20 protein-coding genes are annotated in these 16,235 nt (G+C 73.2%); 9 read left to right on the forward strand and 11 right to left on the reverse strand.

Features of this window, described 5'->3' with window-relative positions; genetic code table 11:
- Window positions 1-150: 150 nt before the first annotated feature.
- Window positions 151-453: a PspC domain-containing protein gene (locus DJ010_RS09750; RefSeq protein ID WP_109693467.1), complete on the forward strand. Its 303-nt coding sequence runs from the start codon at window positions 151-153 to the stop codon at window positions 451-453.
- Here the strand turns inward: DJ010_RS09750 and DJ010_RS09755 are convergent.
- Both DJ010_RS09755 and DJ010_RS09760 read right to left on the reverse strand, forming a co-directional pair.
- Entirely contained in the window at window positions 399-1,004 is a 606-nt protein-coding gene (locus DJ010_RS09755) for a ClpP family protease (RefSeq protein WP_109693468.1), read from the reverse strand. The genes DJ010_RS09750 and DJ010_RS09755 overlap by 55 nt on opposite strands.
- Window positions 1,001-1,621 (reverse strand): ClpP family protease, encoded by a 621-nt coding sequence (locus tag DJ010_RS09760; RefSeq protein ID WP_109693469.1) that lies wholly within the window; start codon window positions 1,619-1,621, stop codon window positions 1,001-1,003. The genes DJ010_RS09755 and DJ010_RS09760 overlap by 4 nt, the downstream gene beginning before the upstream one ends.
- A gap of 138 nt (window positions 1,622-1,759) precedes the next feature.
- On the opposite strand from DJ010_RS09760, the gene DJ010_RS09765 reads away from it, so the two are divergent.
- The 5 genes from DJ010_RS09765 to DJ010_RS09785 all read left to right on the forward strand — a co-directional run bounded on the left by DJ010_RS09765 (window position 1,760) and on the right by DJ010_RS09785 (window position 6,141).
- Window positions 1,760-2,959 carry a GNAT family N-acetyltransferase gene (locus DJ010_RS09765; RefSeq protein ID WP_158282990.1) on the forward strand — a complete coding sequence of 400 codons (1,200 nt, stop codon included), beginning with the start codon at window positions 1,760-1,762 and terminating at the stop codon, window positions 2,957-2,959.
- A gap of 7 nt (window positions 2,960-2,966) precedes the next feature.
- Window positions 2,967-3,749 carry a putative protein N(5)-glutamine methyltransferase gene (locus DJ010_RS09770; protein WP_245927401.1) on the forward strand — a complete coding sequence of 261 codons (783 nt, stop codon included), beginning with the start codon at window positions 2,967-2,969 and terminating at the stop codon, window positions 3,747-3,749.
- A gap of 69 nt (window positions 3,750-3,818) precedes the next feature.
- Entirely contained in the window at window positions 3,819-5,129 is a 1,311-nt protein-coding gene (locus DJ010_RS09775; RefSeq protein ID WP_245927404.1) for a hemolysin family protein, read from the forward strand.
- A gap of 9 nt (window positions 5,130-5,138) precedes the next feature.
- On the forward strand, window positions 5,139-5,564 hold the full coding sequence (locus DJ010_RS09780) for a hypothetical protein (protein ID WP_109693472.1): 426 nt from the start codon (window positions 5,139-5,141) through the stop codon (window positions 5,562-5,564).
- Window positions 5,565-5,670: 106 nt separating this feature from the next.
- Window positions 5,671-6,141, forward strand: coding sequence for a hypothetical protein (locus tag DJ010_RS09785; RefSeq protein ID WP_109693473.1), 471 nt, complete (start codon window positions 5,671-5,673; stop codon window positions 6,139-6,141).
- 74 nt (window positions 6,142-6,215) lie between these two features.
- Here the strand turns inward: DJ010_RS09785 and DJ010_RS09790 are convergent, their stop codons facing one another.
- A complete protein-coding gene (locus DJ010_RS09790) occupies window positions 6,216-7,415 on the reverse strand; it encodes an ATP-binding protein (protein WP_109693534.1) in 1,200 nt (399 codons plus the stop codon).
- 33 nt (window positions 7,416-7,448) lie between these two features.
- Window positions 7,449-7,703 carry a hypothetical protein gene (locus DJ010_RS09795; protein ID WP_109693474.1) on the reverse strand — a complete coding sequence of 85 codons (255 nt, stop codon included), beginning with the start codon at window positions 7,701-7,703 and terminating at the stop codon, window positions 7,449-7,451.
- 56 nt (window positions 7,704-7,759) lie between these two features.
- Here DJ010_RS09795 and DJ010_RS09800 point away from each other — a divergent pair, with 56 nt between their 5' ends.
- Window positions 7,760-8,638, forward strand: coding sequence for an Fpg/Nei family DNA glycosylase (locus DJ010_RS09800; protein ID WP_109693475.1), 879 nt, complete (start codon window positions 7,760-7,762; stop codon window positions 8,636-8,638).
- Between the two features lie 22 nt (window positions 8,639-8,660).
- Window positions 8,661-8,993 (forward strand): rhodanese-like domain-containing protein, encoded by a 333-nt coding sequence (locus DJ010_RS09805; protein WP_109693476.1) that lies wholly within the window; start codon window positions 8,661-8,663, stop codon window positions 8,991-8,993.
- A gap of 8 nt (window positions 8,994-9,001) precedes the next feature.
- Here the strand turns inward: DJ010_RS09805 and DJ010_RS09810 are convergent, their stop codons facing one another.
- The 4 genes from DJ010_RS09810 to aat all read right to left on the reverse strand — a co-directional run bounded on the left by DJ010_RS09810 (window position 9,002) and on the right by aat (window position 11,429).
- Window positions 9,002-9,556 (reverse strand): hypothetical protein, encoded by a 555-nt coding sequence (locus DJ010_RS09810; RefSeq protein ID WP_146207308.1) that lies wholly within the window; start codon window positions 9,554-9,556, stop codon window positions 9,002-9,004.
- A gap of 39 nt (window positions 9,557-9,595) precedes the next feature.
- The gene (locus tag DJ010_RS09815; protein ID WP_109693478.1) at window positions 9,596-10,033 is read right to left on the reverse strand and encodes a hypothetical protein; all 438 of its coding nucleotides are present in this window, start codon (window positions 10,031-10,033) and stop codon (window positions 9,596-9,598) included.
- 100 nt (window positions 10,034-10,133) lie between these two features.
- On the reverse strand, window positions 10,134-10,580 hold the full coding sequence (locus DJ010_RS09820) for a hypothetical protein (RefSeq protein WP_109693479.1): 447 nt from the start codon (window positions 10,578-10,580) through the stop codon (window positions 10,134-10,136).
- 81 nt (window positions 10,581-10,661) lie between these two features.
- Window positions 10,662-11,429 (reverse strand): leucyl/phenylalanyl-tRNA--protein transferase, encoded by a 768-nt coding sequence (aat, locus tag DJ010_RS09825; protein WP_109693480.1) that lies wholly within the window; start codon window positions 11,427-11,429, stop codon window positions 10,662-10,664.
- 17 nt (window positions 11,430-11,446) lie between these two features.
- Here aat and DJ010_RS09830 point away from each other — a divergent pair, with 17 nt between their 5' ends.
- Window positions 11,447-12,142, forward strand: coding sequence for an EcsC family protein (locus DJ010_RS09830; RefSeq protein ID WP_109693481.1), 696 nt, complete (start codon window positions 11,447-11,449; stop codon window positions 12,140-12,142).
- A 251-nt stretch (window positions 12,143-12,393) separates the two neighbouring features.
- On the opposite strand, the gene DJ010_RS09835 is transcribed toward DJ010_RS09830, so the two are convergent.
- Genes DJ010_RS09835 through DJ010_RS09845 form a run of 3 tightly spaced genes read right to left on the reverse strand, consistent with a single transcriptional unit; the run spans window position 12,394 to window position 16,230 of the window.
- Window positions 12,394-13,500, reverse strand: coding sequence for a hypothetical protein (locus tag DJ010_RS09835; protein WP_109693482.1), 1,107 nt, complete (start codon window positions 13,498-13,500; stop codon window positions 12,394-12,396).
- Window positions 13,497-14,447 (reverse strand): hydroxymethylglutaryl-CoA lyase, encoded by a 951-nt coding sequence (locus DJ010_RS09840; RefSeq protein ID WP_109693483.1) that lies wholly within the window; start codon window positions 14,445-14,447, stop codon window positions 13,497-13,499. The genes DJ010_RS09835 and DJ010_RS09840 overlap by 4 nt, the downstream gene beginning before the upstream one ends.
- Window positions 14,440-16,230, reverse strand: a complete 1,791-nt coding sequence (locus DJ010_RS09845) for an ATP-binding protein (protein WP_109693535.1) — start codon at window positions 16,228-16,230, stop codon at window positions 14,440-14,442. The genes DJ010_RS09840 and DJ010_RS09845 overlap by 8 nt, the downstream gene beginning before the upstream one ends.
- Between the last annotated feature and the right edge of the window lie 5 nt (window positions 16,231-16,235).

Below are 16,235 nucleotides of genomic sequence, written 5' to 3' on the forward strand. Positions count from 1 at the left end.
CCGGGCTACTCGACGACCGGACGCCTTCGGTCGTCGAGTAGGAGCGAGTGCAGCGAGCGACGTATCGAGACGACTTCCGGCGGAAGGATCAGGGGACGGTCAGGGTCGGTCCCCGATGTCCGGCGGGCCGCGACCGAGCACGCTGGAGGCATGAGCAGCTACGAGCCCTACCACCAGCCCGCCCCTCCGGCTCCGGCGGCCAAGCGCACCCTGGTGCGCAGCCGGGACGGCAAGGTCCTCGCCGGGGTCTGTGCGGGGTTCGCCGACTACACCGGCCTCGACGTGACGCTGATCCGGATCGTGCTGGTCGCCGCCACCATCTTCGGCATCGGCACACCGATCCTGCTGTACGTCGTCGGCTGGGCCCTCATGCCTGAACGGCCCGAGCAGCCGTGGCCCTACGCCCCCACCGCGAGCTTGCGGGACTCGAGCACCGAGTCGGCCAGGCCGTAGGCCACCGCGCTCGGCGCGTCGAGGATGAGGTCGCGGTCGGTGTCCTCCCGCAACCGCTCGAGGCTCTGCCCGGTGTGGCTCGCGAGCACCTCCTCCATCGTGCCCCGCAGCCGCGCGATCTCCTTGGCCTGCACGGCGAGGTCCGGCAGCGTGCCCTGACCACCGCCCGACGGCTGGTGGAGGATCACCCGCGACCGCGGGAGGACCGACCGGCGGCCGGGAGCGCCCGCCGCCAGCAGCACCGCCGCGGACGAGGCGGCCTGGCCGATGCACGTCGTCGCCACCGGCGCCCGCACGAACTGCATCGTGTCGTAGATCCCGAGCATCGAGGTCACCGAGCCACCCGGTGAGTTGAGGTAGAGGTTGATCTGGACGTCGGGGTTCTCCGCCTCCAGGTGCAGCAGCTGGGCGATCACGACGTTGGCGACGCCGTCGTCGATCTCGGTGCCGATGTAGACGATCCGGTCGCTCAGCAGCCGGCTGTAGATGTCGACCGCCCGCTCCCCGCGCACGGTCTTCTCGACCACGCTCGGGATCGTGTAGGTGCTCACTGGGCACCGCCGAACGCGACGGTGGGCCGGGTCGGCGCCACCGCCCGCACGTCGGTGAGCACGGCGTCGACCAGCCCGTAGTCCCGAGCCTCCTCGGCGGTGAACCACTTGTCGCGGCGGGCGTCCTTCTCGACCTTCGCGACCGGCTGGCCGCTGTGCTCGGCGGTCAGCCGCATCATCAGGTCCTTCATCCGCTCCAGCCGCTGGGCCTGGATCTCGATGTCGATCGCGGTGCCGCCGAGCCCGGCCGACCCCTGGTGCAGCAGCACCTCGGCGTGCGGCAGGGCGTACCTCTTGCCGGGCGTGCCGGCCGTCAGCAGGAACTGGCCCATGCTGGCGGCCAGGCCCATCGCCAGCGTGCTCACGTCGTTGGGGATCATGCGCATGGTGTCGTAGATCGCGAGGCCGGCGGTCACCGAGCCGCCGGGGCTGTTGATGTAGAGGCTGATGTCGCGGTTCGGGTCCTCGGCCGACAGCAGCAGCAGCGCCGCGCACAGCCGGTTGGCGACGTGGTCGTCGACCTCCTGGCCGAGGACGATGATGCGCTGCTGCAGCAGCCGGGACGCCAGCTGGTCGTCGACCATGAGGAGCGGTCGCTCGGGGGTGTGGGTGCTCATGACCCCACCGTGCGGCACCCCGGGACGTCGCCCAAGGCTGTTCTGCCGCAGGCAGATCCGCTGTCGGCAGGACGCGACGCCGGCGGACCGGCCGAAATCGGATGTCGGGCGCGGGGGCCGGTGGCCCAGACTGTCCCGGTGACCACCACCCCGACCGTCCGACCCCTGACCGCCGACGACCTCGAGCAGTCGGTCGCGCTCGGCATCGAGGCCTTCGGGGCGATCCCCGACGGGATGCCGCGGCCGACCCGCGAGGGGTTCCCCGGCCCGGGACGGCTGTGGTGGGGCGCCTTCGACGGCGAGCGGCTGGCCGGGCGGATGCTCCGGCGGGAGTACCACTCCTGGTGGCACGGGCAGGAGCTGCCGACGAGCGGCATCGCGGGGGTCGCGGTGTCCCCGGAGGAGCGGGGCCGCGGCCTGCTGCGCGAGCTCTTCCGAGCGGTGCTCGACGCCTCGGTCGAGCGCGGCGACGTGGTCTCGACGCTCTACCCGACGGCACCGGGGATCTACCGCAGCAGCGGCTACGAGGTCGTCACCACCCTGCAGACGGTCGAGGTCCCGACCGCCGAGCTGACCCGGGTCCGGCCGCCGGTCGGGGTCCGCACCCGACGCGCGACCGCCGCCGACCTTCCCGCAGCGCGCGCCTTGTACGACGTCTGGGCGCGCGCCCAGAACGGACCGCTGACCCGGCGCGGACCGTCCTTCCCCGCGACCGACGAGGACGTCATCGGCGACTTCACCGGCGTCACGCTCGCGGTCGACGAGAGCGACGCAGTGGTCGGCTACTGCTCGTGGAACCGCGGCCGCGGCTACGGACCCGAGGGGAGGATCGAGGTCCAGGACCTGCTCGCGACCACCGCCGAGGGCTACCGGGCGCTCTGGCGCCTGCTGGGCTCGTTCGCCAGCGTCGCCGTCCGGGTGACCGTGCAGACGTCCGGTGACGACCTCGCCCGCTCGGTGCTCCCGACCCTGAGCTGGACGGCGATCGAGAGCCACCCCTACATGCTCCGGCTGCTCGACGTGCCCGCCGCGTTCACCGCGCTCCCGGCCCGCGCCCGCGGCACGGTCGTCCTCCGCGTGCACCAGGACGCGGTGTCCGGGACCGACGGGAGCTACCGGCTCACCGCGTCCGAGGACGGGGTGACCTGCGAGCGGACCGACCCCGAGGGCGACCACCCGACGTTCACCCCGGGCGGGCTGGCGCTGCTGTGGTCGGGCGCGCAGACCTGCGCCAACGTCCGGATGGCCGGGCTGCTCACCGGCGGCACGGCCGAGGATGACGCGGTCCTCGATGCCGTGTGCGCGGGCCGGCCGCTGCACGTGCGCGACTACTTCTGACCCGACCGTGCCCGACCTCGACCCGCTGGTCCGCCGCCTCCGCGCGGCGGGCTGCGTGTTCGCGGAGGACGAGGCGGCCGTGCTCGCCGCCACGGCCGACGGACCGGAGCTGGAGCTGCTGGTGGAGCGCCGGGTCGCCGGCGAGCCGCTGGAGCACCTGGTGGGCTGGGCCGACTTCGCCGGCGTCCGCGTCGCGCTGGACCCCGGGGTGTTCGTCCCGCGCCAGCGCACGGCCTTCCTGGTGGAGCTCGCGGTCGACCGGCTGGGCGCCGGTGGCGTCGTCGTCGACCTGTGCTGCGGATCCGGCGCCCTCGGCCTGACGATCGCCCACCGGCACCCCGGAGTGGAGCTGCACGCGGCCGATGTCGACCCGGTCGCGGTGGCGTGCGCGCGGCGCAACCTCGCGCCGGTCGGCGGGACCGTCCACCACGGCGACCTCGACCACCCGCTCCCCGACCGGCTCCGCGGGCGGGTCGACGTGCTGGTGGCGAACGTCCCCTACGTCCCGACCGACGCGGTCGCGCTGATGCCACCGGAGTCGCGCGACCACGAGCCGCGCGCCACGGTCGACGGCGGCGCCGACGGGCTCGACGTCGTACGACGGCTCGCGGGCCGGGCGCCGGAGTGGCTCGCCCCCGGCGGCCACCTGCTCGTCGAGACCGGGACCGACCAGGCCCACGTCGCGGCCGCCGCGTTCGCGACCGCCGGGCTGGCGCCGACCGTCCACCAGGACGAGGACCGCGGGGCGACCGCCGTCTCCGGCCAGCGTCCGCGGGACCCGGTTCCGTAGGATCGCGGGCATGGACGATCCCCGAAGTCCCTACCGTTCACCTTCGCTGCCGCAGGGAGGTGAACGGGCTTGATCGACTCGCAGACCTTCCTCAACCTCGGCCTCGTGGTCGCCTTCGTGGTCGTGGGCGGCGTGTTCGCCGCGACCGAGCTCGCGCTGGTGTCCCTGCGCGAGAGCCAGGTCAACCAGCTCGAGCAGCGTGGCGGACGCGGACAGCGGGTGGCCGACATCGCGCGCGACCCCAACCGCTTCCTCTCCGCCGTCCAGATCGGTGTGACCGTCGCCGGGTTCTTCTCCGCCGCCTACGGGGGCTCGACGCTCGCTCCCGACGTGGCGCCGTACCTCGTGGACCTCGGCCTCGGCGAGGACGCCGCCGACACCGTCGCGCTGGTGGTGCTCACCCTGCTCATCGCCTACCTCTCGCTGGTGCTCGGCGAACTGGTGCCGAAGCGGCTCGCGCTCCAGCGCTCGGCGCCGGTCGCGTTGGCGACCGCACCCGCCCTCGACCGGTTCGCGACCCTGATGCGGCCGGTGATCTGGCTGCTGTCGGTGTCCACCAACGCGTTGGTCCGGCTGCTCGGCGGCGACCCCGACGCCCGCAACGACTCCGTCAGCGAGGACGAGCTGCGCGACATCGTCACCACCCACGAGGGCCTCGGCGACGACGAGCGACGCATCCTCAGCGATGTCTTCTCCGCCACCCGCAGCTCGCTGAAGGAGGTCATGCGGCCGCGCGGCGACGTCGCGTTCGTCGACGGTGACACCCCGCTGCCCGAGGCCGTGGAATGGGTGGCCGGGCAGAGCTACTCACGCTACCCCGTGCTCGGCGACAGCTTCGACGACGTGACCGGCTTCCTCCACGTCCGCGACCTGCTCGACGTCCGCCAGGACGACCCGCGCACCGTCGCCGAGGTGCAACGCCCGATCCTGCACCTCCCGGGCACCAACCTGGTGCTGCCGACGGTCGCCATCATGCGCGAGGACGGCACCCACTTGGCCGTCGTCGTCGACGAGTACGGCGGCACCGACGGGATCGTCACGCTCGAGGACCTGGTCGAGGAGATCGTCGGCGACATCCGCGACGAGTACGACGAGCGGCCGGAGCCCGACCTCGGCGACCTCGGCGCCGGGACGGTCGTGGAGGGCGGCCTGTCGATCGAGGACTTCGCCGACGCCACCGGCATCACGCTGCCGGACGGCGACTACGAGACGGCCGCCGGCTACGTGATCGCCCGGCTGGGACGGCTCCCCGAGGTCGGCGACGCGGTGGAGGTCGGTCCGGCCCGGCTCGAGGTCGCCGAGATGGACGGGCGCCGGCTGACCCGGATCTCCGTCACCGCGACGGGTGATCCGGTGCCCGAGGAGCCCGACCAGCCCTAGTCTGGCGGCGTGCACCGCCTGCAGGTCGCCGGCGTGACCCCGGCCCGGCCCTACTACCTCGACCTGCGCAACCCCGACCACACCCAGGGGCGGGTCACGGTCCACTCCGGCGTCGTCAGCATCGTCGCGAACCCCGGCTTCCGCGGGATGATCCGGCACACGGACGTGCTGTCGTTGTCGTTCTTCGTGCCCGACGCGCCGCCGGTGACCTCGCTGCCCTCGCACCTCGAGGTCGAGATGGACGTCCGCACCCACCGGTCCACCACCGGTGACCTCGGCGGCGCCATCGTCATCGGAGCGGTCCGGCCGACCGTGCGCGTGGCGCCGGACCCGAGCGGCGAGCCGGGCGGGCCGTGGCTGCTCGTGGAGTTCGGGGTGCACCCGATCGGCACCGAGGGGTGCGAGCTCGGTTACCGGGTCTCGGTCTGGGCCTGATGTCGCCTGTCGCTGTAGAGTCCTCCGCTGGGGAGGCCCTGGGGGCAGGACCGATGGAGTGCATGGGATGACCAGTAGCTGGTTGCTACGCGGCAGGACTTGGCTGATGCGCGGCGGAGCCGTCGTCATCGTCACCGCCCTGGTGGGCGCCTGGGCGCTCGGCCTCGCCGACGCCGAGGAGAAGGAGAAGACTCCTCCGAACGTCGTCCGGGAGGCCGATCCCGACGACGTGCCGTCCTACGACATCAAGGGGGCGGACGCGGTCGAGAAGGCCAAGGAGCGGCGCACCCGCGAGGCCGACCCGACCGACGAGACGCAGGAGCCCGGCATCCAGTCGGTCGCCGACACCGCCGACGACCCGACGACCTCCGCGGACGACCCGACGCCGTCGGCGGACGACCCCACCACGCCCTCGTCGCCCGACCCCGACTGGGACCCGGACGGCCCCACGCACACCCCGAACCCGCCGAGCAACCCCCCGAGCAACCCGCCGAACGAGCCCGAGGAGGAGTGCACCGACCTGGTGTCGAGCCTCAACTGCGTGCTCGACGGCGTCCTCGGGGGCGGCCGGCCCTGATCGGCCCTGATCGGCCCTGATCGGCCCTGATCGGCCCTGATCGGCCCTGATCGGTCCTGACCGACGCTGCCGGGTCAGCCCTGGCTCCGCAGGTACCTGCCGAAGTGCGGCACGGTGAACGCGATCCGGCCGCGTTCGCCTGAGTAGATCAGCCCCTTCTTCAGCAGGCTGTCGCGCGCAGGCGAGAGCGACTGCGGCTTCTTGCCGAGCACGAGGGCGACGTCGGCGGTGGCGACCGCACCCACCGGGTCGACGCCGTCGGTGCCCTCGGCCGCATCGGCCATCGCGCGCAGGTAGTCGCGCTCCCCCGGCGTCGCTCGCTCGAACCGGGAGCCGAAGAACCCGACCGCCAGCTCCCGCTCCGCCTCCGGCGCGGCGACAGCGACGTCCTCGGCGGTGATCGGCGTGCGCGGCGCGAGGTCCCAGACCGCCTTGCCGTAGGCCTGGATGAAGTAGGGGTAGCCGCCGGTGGCGTCGTACATCGCGGCCAGAGCGTCGTCGTCGTACGACGCCTCCTCCTCGGCCGCCGGCGCTGCCAGTGCGCGGTCGGCGGCGTCGCGGCCGAGCCGGTCGATCCGCTGGTAGGTGAAGAGCCGCTCGGAGTAGGACTTGGACGCCGACAGCACGGCCGGCAGGTGCGGGAGCCCGGCGCCGACGACGATGACCGGCAGCCCGGACTGGCTCAGCTCGTGGCAGGCGGCGCAGAGCGCGGACACGTCGGTCGCGTCCAGGTCCTGCATCTCGTCGACGAACACCGCGATGCCCAGCCCCTTGTCGGCCGCCAGCCCGCCGACGTCGGTGAGCAGCTCGACGAGGTCGATCTCGATGTCGCCGGAGTCGGCGCGACCGCGCACCGCGGGCGTGGTGATGCCGGGGCTCCACCGGTCCTTCAGCTTGGCGTCGGCTCCGGCGTCGCGCTCGGCGAAGGAGCGGATCACGCCGAGCACGTGGTCGACCTCGTCGGGGCTGGGGTGGGCGAGCTCGCGGACCGCCTGGTGCAGCGCGCCGGACAGCGGCCGGCGCAGCGACTGGTCGGGGCGTGCCTCGAGCTTGCCGGTGCCCCACCCCTTGCGCACGGCGGCCGAACGCAGCGCGTTGAGGAGCACGGTCTTGCCCACGCCGCGCAGACCGGTCAGCACCAGCGAGCGCTCCGGACGGCCGCGGGCGACCCGCTCCAGCACCACGTCGAACGCCGCGAGCTGCTCGTCACGGCCCGCCAGCTCGGGCGGGCGCTGCCCGGCGCCGGGCGCGTAGGGGTTCCGGATCGGGTCCACCATCGGACCGTATCGAGGTGTCTAGCCGGATCCTTAGACCGCTCTAGCGTGTCGCAGCGACGCCGTCCGCGGCGTGCCGCGGCGGCGCAGCACGTCGACCAGGCTGTCGACCAGGTCCGGCACGTCCTCCGCGGGCAGCCGGAACGTCCCCGAGCAGGCGCCGTCGCGCCACAACGAGACGACGACGAGGTCGGCCTCCTCGTGCCAGCTCACCCGCATCGACCGGTCGCCGCCGCGCGCGTCGAAGAAGATCTCGCCCGTCCGGGGCAGCGGTCGTACGGCGGCCATGCCCCATCATGCGCCGTCGGGCGCTGCCTGTCAGCCCCTCTCGTTAGGCTGGCGGCGTGCCCGAGCTGCCCGAGGTCGAGGCGCTGGCCCTGGATCTCCGCGGCCGGCTGACCGGCCGTGCCATCACCAAGGTCCACGTCGCGGCGTTCAGCGCGCTCAAGACCTTCGACCCGCGGCTCGCGGCGATCGAGGGCACCCTGGTCGACGACGTACGACGACACGGGAAGTTCCTCGACATCGAGGCCAGCGGTCTCCACCTGGTCTTCCACCTGGCGCGGGCCGGGTGGGTGCGATGGCGCGACGAGGTGCCGTCGATCCCGCCGAAGCCGAGCAACAAGTCCCCGCTCGCCGTGCGCGTGGTGCTCGACGAGGCCGACGGCCTGACGCCGGGCCTCGACGTGACCGAAGCCGGCACCAGGAAGTCGCTCGCGATGTACCTCGTGCGCGACCCGCAGGACGTCGAGGGCATCCGCCGGCTCGGCCCGGACCCGCTCGACGACGCGTTCACCCGGGAGGTGCTCGCCGGGATCCTCGAGTCCGAGGGCCGCAAGCAGATCAAGGGCGTGCTGCGCCACCAGGGCACGATCGCCGGCATCGGCAACGCCTACTCCGACGAGATCCTGCACGCCGCGCGGATGAGCCCGTTCAAGCCGGCCAACAGCCTCACCGACGAGGAGCTGGCCACGTTGTTCGCGGCGATCAAGGACACCATCGGCGCCGCGGTCGACCGGTCCCGCGGGCTGGCGGCCAGCGAGCTGAAGGCCGAGAAGAAGTCGAACCTCGCCGTCCACGGCCGCACCGGCCTGGCCTGCCCGGTCTGCGGCGACACCGTCCGCGAGGTGTCCTTCGCCGACTCCAGCCTGCAGTACTGCCCCACCTGCCAGACCGGCGGCAAGCCGCTGGCCGACCGCCGGATGAGCAAGCTGCTCAAGTAGCGCACGTAGAGGAAAGGCACCCATGCGCATCCCCACCGTCTCCGTCGACGGCGTCCCCGACCCGCTCCCCGACGGCGTCACCGTCGTCGACGTGCGTGAGCCCGGCGAGTGGCAGGCCGGTCACATCGACGGCGCCCTCCACATCCCGCTGCAGGAGCTGCCGTCCCGGGTCGGGGAGCTGCCCGAGGGCCAGCTGCTCGTCGTCTGCAAGGTGGGCGGCCGGTCGGCGCAGGCCGTGGGCTACCTGGCCCAGCAGGGGCACGAGGCGGTCAACCTCGACGGCGGGCTGCTCGACTGGGAGGCGGCCGGGCGGGAGCTCGTCACCGACAGCGGCGCGACGCCGTACGTCGCTTGAGGCCTGCCTCAGGTGCAGGTGGCCTGGAACCAGCCGAACGCCTCCTTGACCGCGGCTTTCTCGGCGTCGCTCAGCCGGCCCTCGACGGCCTCGACCTGGGCGTCGGTCGGCGGGTCCGGCAGCTTGCCGATCTCGGCGGCCAGCGCCACGACGCCCCGCCACGTCTCGGCCGAGATGCCGCCCGGGCGCTTCAACGTCGGCACCACCTCCGCGAACTCCTTGAGCACTGGCCCGATCTCCGCCGCCACCTCGTCCGGGTCGTCGGACGTGCTCGCCGCCGCCGTGATGGCCTCGACCATCGCGACGTACGGCGCGCACGCGGCGGGTGGCTGCGCGGGCCGGCTCTTCCTCGCGTCGGTGCCGTCAGTGCCGTCGGTGCCGTCGGTCGCGCTCTCGATCTCGGGCTCCTCCGGGGCGGTCGCCGTGACGGCGGTTGCGTCGGCGTCGGAGGCGTCGGAGCCGTCGTCCGCGTCGGAGGTGCAGCCACCGACGAGCGTGCCGAGGAGGACCGTCACCAGCAGCGGGACGAGGCCCGCGCGGATCGGACGGAGTGGAGGACGCATCTCCGCCATGGTGGCACGGCATCCCAGGGCGCCGAGGGCTCAGTCGGCGGGGCCCGGCACGTCGACGCCGAGGTCGGGGCGGCAGGTCTCGGCGACGTACTCGTCGAAGGCGGTGACCTTGTCCTGCTCCTCCTCCGAGAGGTCGTCGTTGACCGGCGCCGGGGCGCCGAGGTCCTCGAAGTCGTCGGCGTCGACGTGGCGGAGGTAGTCGACGGTCAGCTCGAAGCCCTCGCGGGCGTCGTCGGGGATGCCCTCGGGAGTGCCGGTCTCCCGGAGGTCGTCGCCCCAGCCGCGGACGGCGTCGGCGATCGCGTCGCCGTCGGTGTCCTCACCGAGGCTCTCGGCCCAGGACTGGTCGGTGGCGGTGGCGCAGAACTCCGTCCGCGAGGCGTCGGTCGGCGGCCCGCCGCAGGAGCCGAGGGCGAGCACGGCGGCGACGGCCGCGACCGCGCTCGCGGCGCGCTGGAGCGGGTTCACGGTCGCACCCTACGCACTCGGGAGAGCCCCGGAGACGACGAACGGCCGGCCCCGTGGGGCCGGCCGTCCGGACTGTCACTTCTCAGCGAACCGGGTCAGGTCACTCGGTGGCGCCATCGGTGGGGATCTCCAGGTCCTCGACGTCCGGGATCTCCGGGGTGCAGGTCTCGGCCTGGTAGGTGAAGAACTCCTCGACCTTGTCCTGGTCGTCGTCCGAGATCTCGCCCTCGAGGTCGTCCGGGTTGTCGATGTCGTCCGCGTCGACGTCGTTGATGGCGTCGATGTAGATCTCGAAGCCCTCCCGCGCGTCGTCGGAGATGTCGTCGGGGGTGCCGACCTCCTCCAGGCTCTCCGCCTGCTCCTTCAGCGCGTCGACGTAGGCCTCGGTGTCCTCGAGGTCGACGTCCTCGAACGCGGACTGGTCGTTGACGGCCTCGCAGAAGTCGTCCTTGGACGCGTCGGTGGGGGCACCACCGCAGGCGCTGAGGGAGAACGCGAGGAGCACGGCCGCGCCGACTGCGGCGGCGGGTCGCTTGATGCGGGTCATGAAGGTTCCTTTCGGGATGACGCCGGTGCCGCGTGCACCGGGTCCGGAGCGGCCGGCCCGAGAGGGGCCGCCGTTGGCAGACTAGGGAGGTCCACCCGCTGACGACACTGGTCCTCCCCCAACAGCTGGTGACGCAAACGCGTCAGGTAGAGGAACTGCGAGGAGCGCGGGCAGCCGCTCGACGTACTCGCGGCGGCCGACCTCCTCCACACCGAGGCTGGCAAGGTGCGGGGTGGACCACTGGACGTCGACCAGCCGGTCCGCGGCGTGCTCGTCGGAGAGCCGCTCGACGAGGGCGACGAGGGCCACCTTCGAGGCGTCGCGGCTGCGGTGGAACATCGACTCACCGGCGAACAACCCGCCGATGGCGACGCCGTAGAGCCCGCCGGAGAGCGAGCCGTCCCGCCAGGCCTCGACCGAGTGCGCCCAGCCGAGCCGGTGCAGCGCGCCGTACGCCTCGCGGATGCCGTCGTCGATCCACCCGCCGGGTCGGCGCGGGTCGCCGCACGCGGCGACGACCTCGTCGAAGGCGGTGTCGATGCGGATCTCGTAGTCGCGGACCGACCGCCGCAGGGAGCGCGAGACCCGGAGGCCGTCCAGGCGCAGCACCCCGCGCTGCGCCGGGCACCACCAGCCGAGCGTCGGCCCGAGCGCCCGGCCGCGCAGCCGGAGCCGGCCCTGCTCGGGCATCGGGAACAGCCCGCGGCGGTAGGCCGCGAGCACGGTGCCCGGCTCCAGGTCGGCGCCGACGGCGACCAGGTCGTCGTCGGACCGGAGGGCAGCGAGCTGCTCGCGGGAGGGCAGCTCCCACGGCGTCGGGGGTGGCTCGACCGGGCCTCTGTGGTCCATCTGTCTAATGTTTTCCCATGCGCAGCAGCCTGAAGCGCGGGCTCGCCGTCCAGGCCGCCCGCGCCGTCGTACCGAAGGTCACCGAGCTGGCCCCCGGCCTCACCTCCTCGTTCGTGCGGGAGGCGTTGCACCGGGCGATCGTCGGCGTCGGCCCGCTGCCGCCGGCCGCCGAGGCCGCGGAGACGCAGCTGCGCGAGCAGGGCGGGAACGTCGACAAGGCGATCCACGAGGTGATCGAGAACCACGTGACCTACGCCGGGCTCGGCGGGATGGTGACCAACCTCGGCGGCCTCGTGACGGCGGCCGTCGTGGCGCCCGCCAACATCACCGGGCTGGCGCTGATCCAGTGTCGGATGGTCGCCGGCATCGCGCACCTGCGCGGCTACGACCTCGACGACCCCCGCGTCCGCAACGCCGTCCTCGTCAGCGTCCTCGGCGAGGACACGGTCAAGAAGATGGTGAAGAAGCTCCAGCTCCCGGCCCCGCCGATGGCGCTCGCCACCGCCCCGTCGCACGATCCCGCCCTCGACACCACGATCACCAACGCCGTGGCCACCGACCTCGTCAGCCGCGTCATCGGCAAGCGGCTCGCCACCACCGTCGGCAAGCGCGTGCCGGTCGTCGGCGGCCTCGTCGGCGCCGGCGCCGACGGCTTCAGCACCTGGAAGGTCGGCCGATACGCCGACCGGGAGCTTCTACCGAGAGCCCGCTGACCGTTCGAGGCACGAGGACGGTCAGCGGAAGGCTCGAAGATCGAGTAGTGCCGCGGCTGAGCTTGCGAAGCCGCGACGCACGTATCGAGATCCAGTGAGCCGAAAGCCAGCGGTGGGGACGATTGACGTGACGGTTGCGGCGTCTCGATACGCCCTCGCCTCGCGGCTCGGGCTACTCGACGACCGGGGCCGCTACTCGACGACCGGGGCCGCTGCTCGACGACCGGGGCCGCTGCTCGACGAGCGAGACGTCAGGGTTCCAGCCGGCGCTTGATCTCGCGGGTCGCCCGGGCGGCGAGGCCGTGCGGGTCGGGGCGGCGGGCGGCCTCGGCGGTCATGCTGCTGAGGGCACCGATGGCGGCGCGGGTGATGGCGCGCTTCCGGACCCGGTCGGGGTTGTGCCAGCGCTCGTCGGGGTCGGGACGCTGCGGGCGGAGCTCGTCGACGTCGCCGATGACGTCGATGCCGCTGGCGGCGATCCACTCCAGCGACCGCTCGGTGCGCTCCTCGACCCAGTCGTAGTTGTCGGGGCGGAGCGTGACGGGCGCGGACCGGTGGTGGAAGAGGGTGCCGTCGGCGACCATCCGGCGGAGCAGCTCGTCGTACTCACCCTCGCGGGCGACCTGCCGTCCCAGCTCCTGGTTGAGGCGGCGCAGCACCTGGGTCTCCGCGACGCCGAGCGAGGCGTTGACCGCGTCGCTGTCGAGCGGGGCCCAGGCGGGGTCGATGGCGAGGGCCCGGCACATCCGGGTCCAGAGGGTGTCCTCGCCGTCGGCTGCGACGTCGCCGTTCCGGCGCCGGGCGGGTACGACGACGAGGTGGATGCGCTCCGGAGGGACCGCCACTCCCCAGGACGACAGCACGTCGGGGATGTCGAAGGCCTGCATCATGAACGGCTTGCCCATCCGCGAGCGGCGGAGGAACTTGCGGAACGTCCAGGCCCGGCCCTGCTTCACGCTCTCCTGCCAGGCGGCGGCGAGCTGCCGGGCCAGGTCGCGCGCGGAGTAGACGATGTGGACCTCGCTGCCGGCGAGGTCCTTCATCGCGCGCTCGATCATCCGCGACTTCGCGGGCGCGAGGATCTCGTGGCTGATGACGACGTTGCCGTCGAGCCGGCGGACCCGGCGCATGAGCGCGTCCCACGCGCCGTCGGCGTGGCCGGGGGCGCCGCCCCAGTCCTGCTCGGTGAGGTCGAGCGCCGCGCGGAACTGCGAGAGCTCCGGACGGGCCAGCCGGGTCGTCGACGGGAAGTGCACGCCGTGGTCGGCGAGGGTCCGGGTGTTGCGCCCCAGCCGGGTCTGGATGTAGGTCGTCCCCGTCTTCGGTGCACCGATGTGCAGGTGGACGACCCTGGTCATGCCGGAGATTCTGCCAGCGCGCGCACCACCGCCGACGGGCTGGGCCGTCCGAGGTGTGACGCCATCCACACGCTGGTGCCGACGACGGCCCGCAGGTCGACGCCGTGCTCGATCCCGAGGCCGGTGAGGAACCACACCAGGTCCTCGGTCGCGAGGTTGCCGGTCGCGCTCTTGGCGTAGGGGCAGCCGCCCAGCCCGCCCGCGCTGGCGTCGTACGTCGTGACGCCGGCCTGGAGCCCCGCGTGGACGTTGGTGAGCGCCTGCCCGTAGGTGTCGTGGAAGTGCAGCGCGAGCCGGCTCCTGTCGACGCCCGCCGCCTCGAACGCGGCGACCAGCGCGCGCACGTGCCCGGCGGTGGCGACGCCGATCGTGTCGCCGAGGCTCAGCTGGTGGCAGCCGAGGTCGAGCAGCCGGCGGCCGGCGGTGACGACCTGCTCGAGCGGCACTGAGCCCTCCCACGGGTCGCCGAAGCACATCGAGACGTAGCCGCGGACGTCGAGGCCGGCGTCGAGGGCGCGGGTGATCGTCGGCTCGAACATCGCGAACTGCGAGTCGAGGGTGCGGTTGAGGTTCTTGGCGGCGAAGGTCTCGGTCGCCGACGCGAACACCGCGACGTGCCGCAGGCCGAGCTCGAGAGCCCGGTCGAGGCCGCGCTCGTTGGGCACGAGCACCGGCAGCGCGCGGGCGGTGTCGCCGAGCTCGGCGGTCAGCCCGGTCATCAGCTCGGCCGCGTCGGCGAGCTGAGGCACCCACTTCGGGTGGACGAAGCTGGTCGCCTCCACGACGGGCAGGCCGGCCGCGAGCAGCCGGCGCACGAACTCCGCCTTCACCTCGGTCGGCACCAGGGCGGCCTCGTTCTGCAGCCCGTCGCGGGCGCCGACCTCGTAGATCGTCACCCGCTCCGGCAACCCCGGCTCGGGCACGACCATCGGCAGGGTCTCAGTCATCGATCGCCTCCACGGTGAAGAGCGCGTCGCCGAGGGCGACCTGACGTCCGGTGACGGCCATGACGGCGGTGACCACGCCGTCGTACGGCGCCTTCAGCGCCAGCTCCATCTTCATCGCCTCGACCACACCGAGCACGTCACCGGCCGCGACCGTGTGGCCCTCGGCGACGCGGACGTCGAGGACGGTGCCGGGCATCGGTGCGACCACCGTGCCGTCGCCGGCCTCCATGCCGTGGTCGGCGGCGGCGTCGGGTCGCTCGAAGACGTAGCGCTGGCCGTGGTGGGAGAGCTCGACGCCGTGTGCGGTGACGATCGCGGACGTCATGCGCCCCGCACCTCCCGCGGTGCCGGGCGCATGACCTCCGGGGAGGGTGACGGACCCGTCCTCGAAGTCGACCCTGACCGGGGCGGGCGGCCCGCCGATGCGGAACCCGTCGGCCGCGAACGGCCCGGTCGTCGGCGCGTGCGCCTGCTGCCACAGCAGGGCGGCGAGCTCGCGCGCCGGGGCCGGGTCGGGCGGGGTCGGCTCGGTGCGGTCGAGCCACGCGGTGTCGATCGTGCCCGGTGTCGCGAACTCCTCGCTCGCGGCGAGCTGGCGCAGGAAGCCGACGTTGGTGGTCAGCCCGAGGATCACCGTGTCGTCGAGCGCCTGCACCAGGGCCAGGCGGGCCGTCTCGCGGTCGTCGCCGTGCACGACGACCTTCCCCAGCATCGGGTCGAACGCGGTGGACACCACCTGTCCGGAGACGAGGTCGTGGTCGACGACCGTCGCCTCCGGCCACCGCACGAGCGACGCACGGCCGGCTTGCGGGAGGAACCCGTGCCACGCGTCCTCGGCGTAGATCCGCGCCTCGATCGAGCTGCCGTAGAAGAACGGGTCGGGTCCGAGGTCGATCGGCCGCCCGGAGGCGACCTCCAGCTGCAGGTGCACCAGGTCGACGCCGGTGTAGAGCTCGGTCACCCGGTGCTCGACCTGAAGCCGGGTGTTCATCTCGAGGAAGTAGAAGTCCCCGGTGTCGGCGTCGAGGAGGAACTCCACGGTCCCGGCGTTGGTGTACTGGACGGCCTTGCCGAGCCGGACCGCGGCGTCGTGCATCTGCTCGAGGAGATCGTCGTCGAGCCCGGGAGCCGGCGCCTCCTCGATCACCTTCTGGTGACGGCGCTGGACCGAGCACTCGCGAGTCCCCATGTGGATCACGGTGCCGTGCGTGTCCCCGAGCAGCTGCACCTCGATGTGCCGGCCGCGCTCGACGTACTTCTCGATGAGGATGGTGTCGTCGCCGAAGGCCGCCTTCGCCTCGCGTCCGGCGGCCGCGACCGCCTCGTCGAGCTCGGCCGCGGTCCGGACGATGCGCATGCCCTTGCCGCCGCCACCGGCGGCAGCCTTGACGAGGACGGGGAAGAGATCGGTGGCCGAGCCTGCCGAGGCCCCGGTCGGCACCACCGGGACCCCCGCCGCGGCGGCGATCTCGCGAGCGGCGTCCTTGCGGCCCATCCGCTCGATGACCTCGGGCATCGGCCCGATCCAGGTCAGGCCTGCCGCGGCGACCGCGCGGGCGAAGCCGGCGTTCTCCGAGAGGAAGCCGTAGCCGGGGTGGACCGCGTCGGCGCCGGCCGCGACGGCAGCGGCGACCTGGGCCGCGGGGTCGAGGAAGCTGTCGGTGCCCGCGACGGCGCGGATGCCGAGCCGGTCGCAGGTGCGGGCGATGCGCCGGGCGATCTCGCCGCGGTTGGCGATGTAGACGGACTTGATCGTCCCGGTGGTCGAGCTTGTCGAGACCATGGTCG

The sequence above is a fragment of the Nocardioides silvaticus genome (assembly GCF_003160695.1).
Taxonomy (GTDB): Bacteria; Actinomycetota; Actinomycetes; order Propionibacteriales; family Nocardioidaceae; genus Nocardioides; species Nocardioides silvaticus.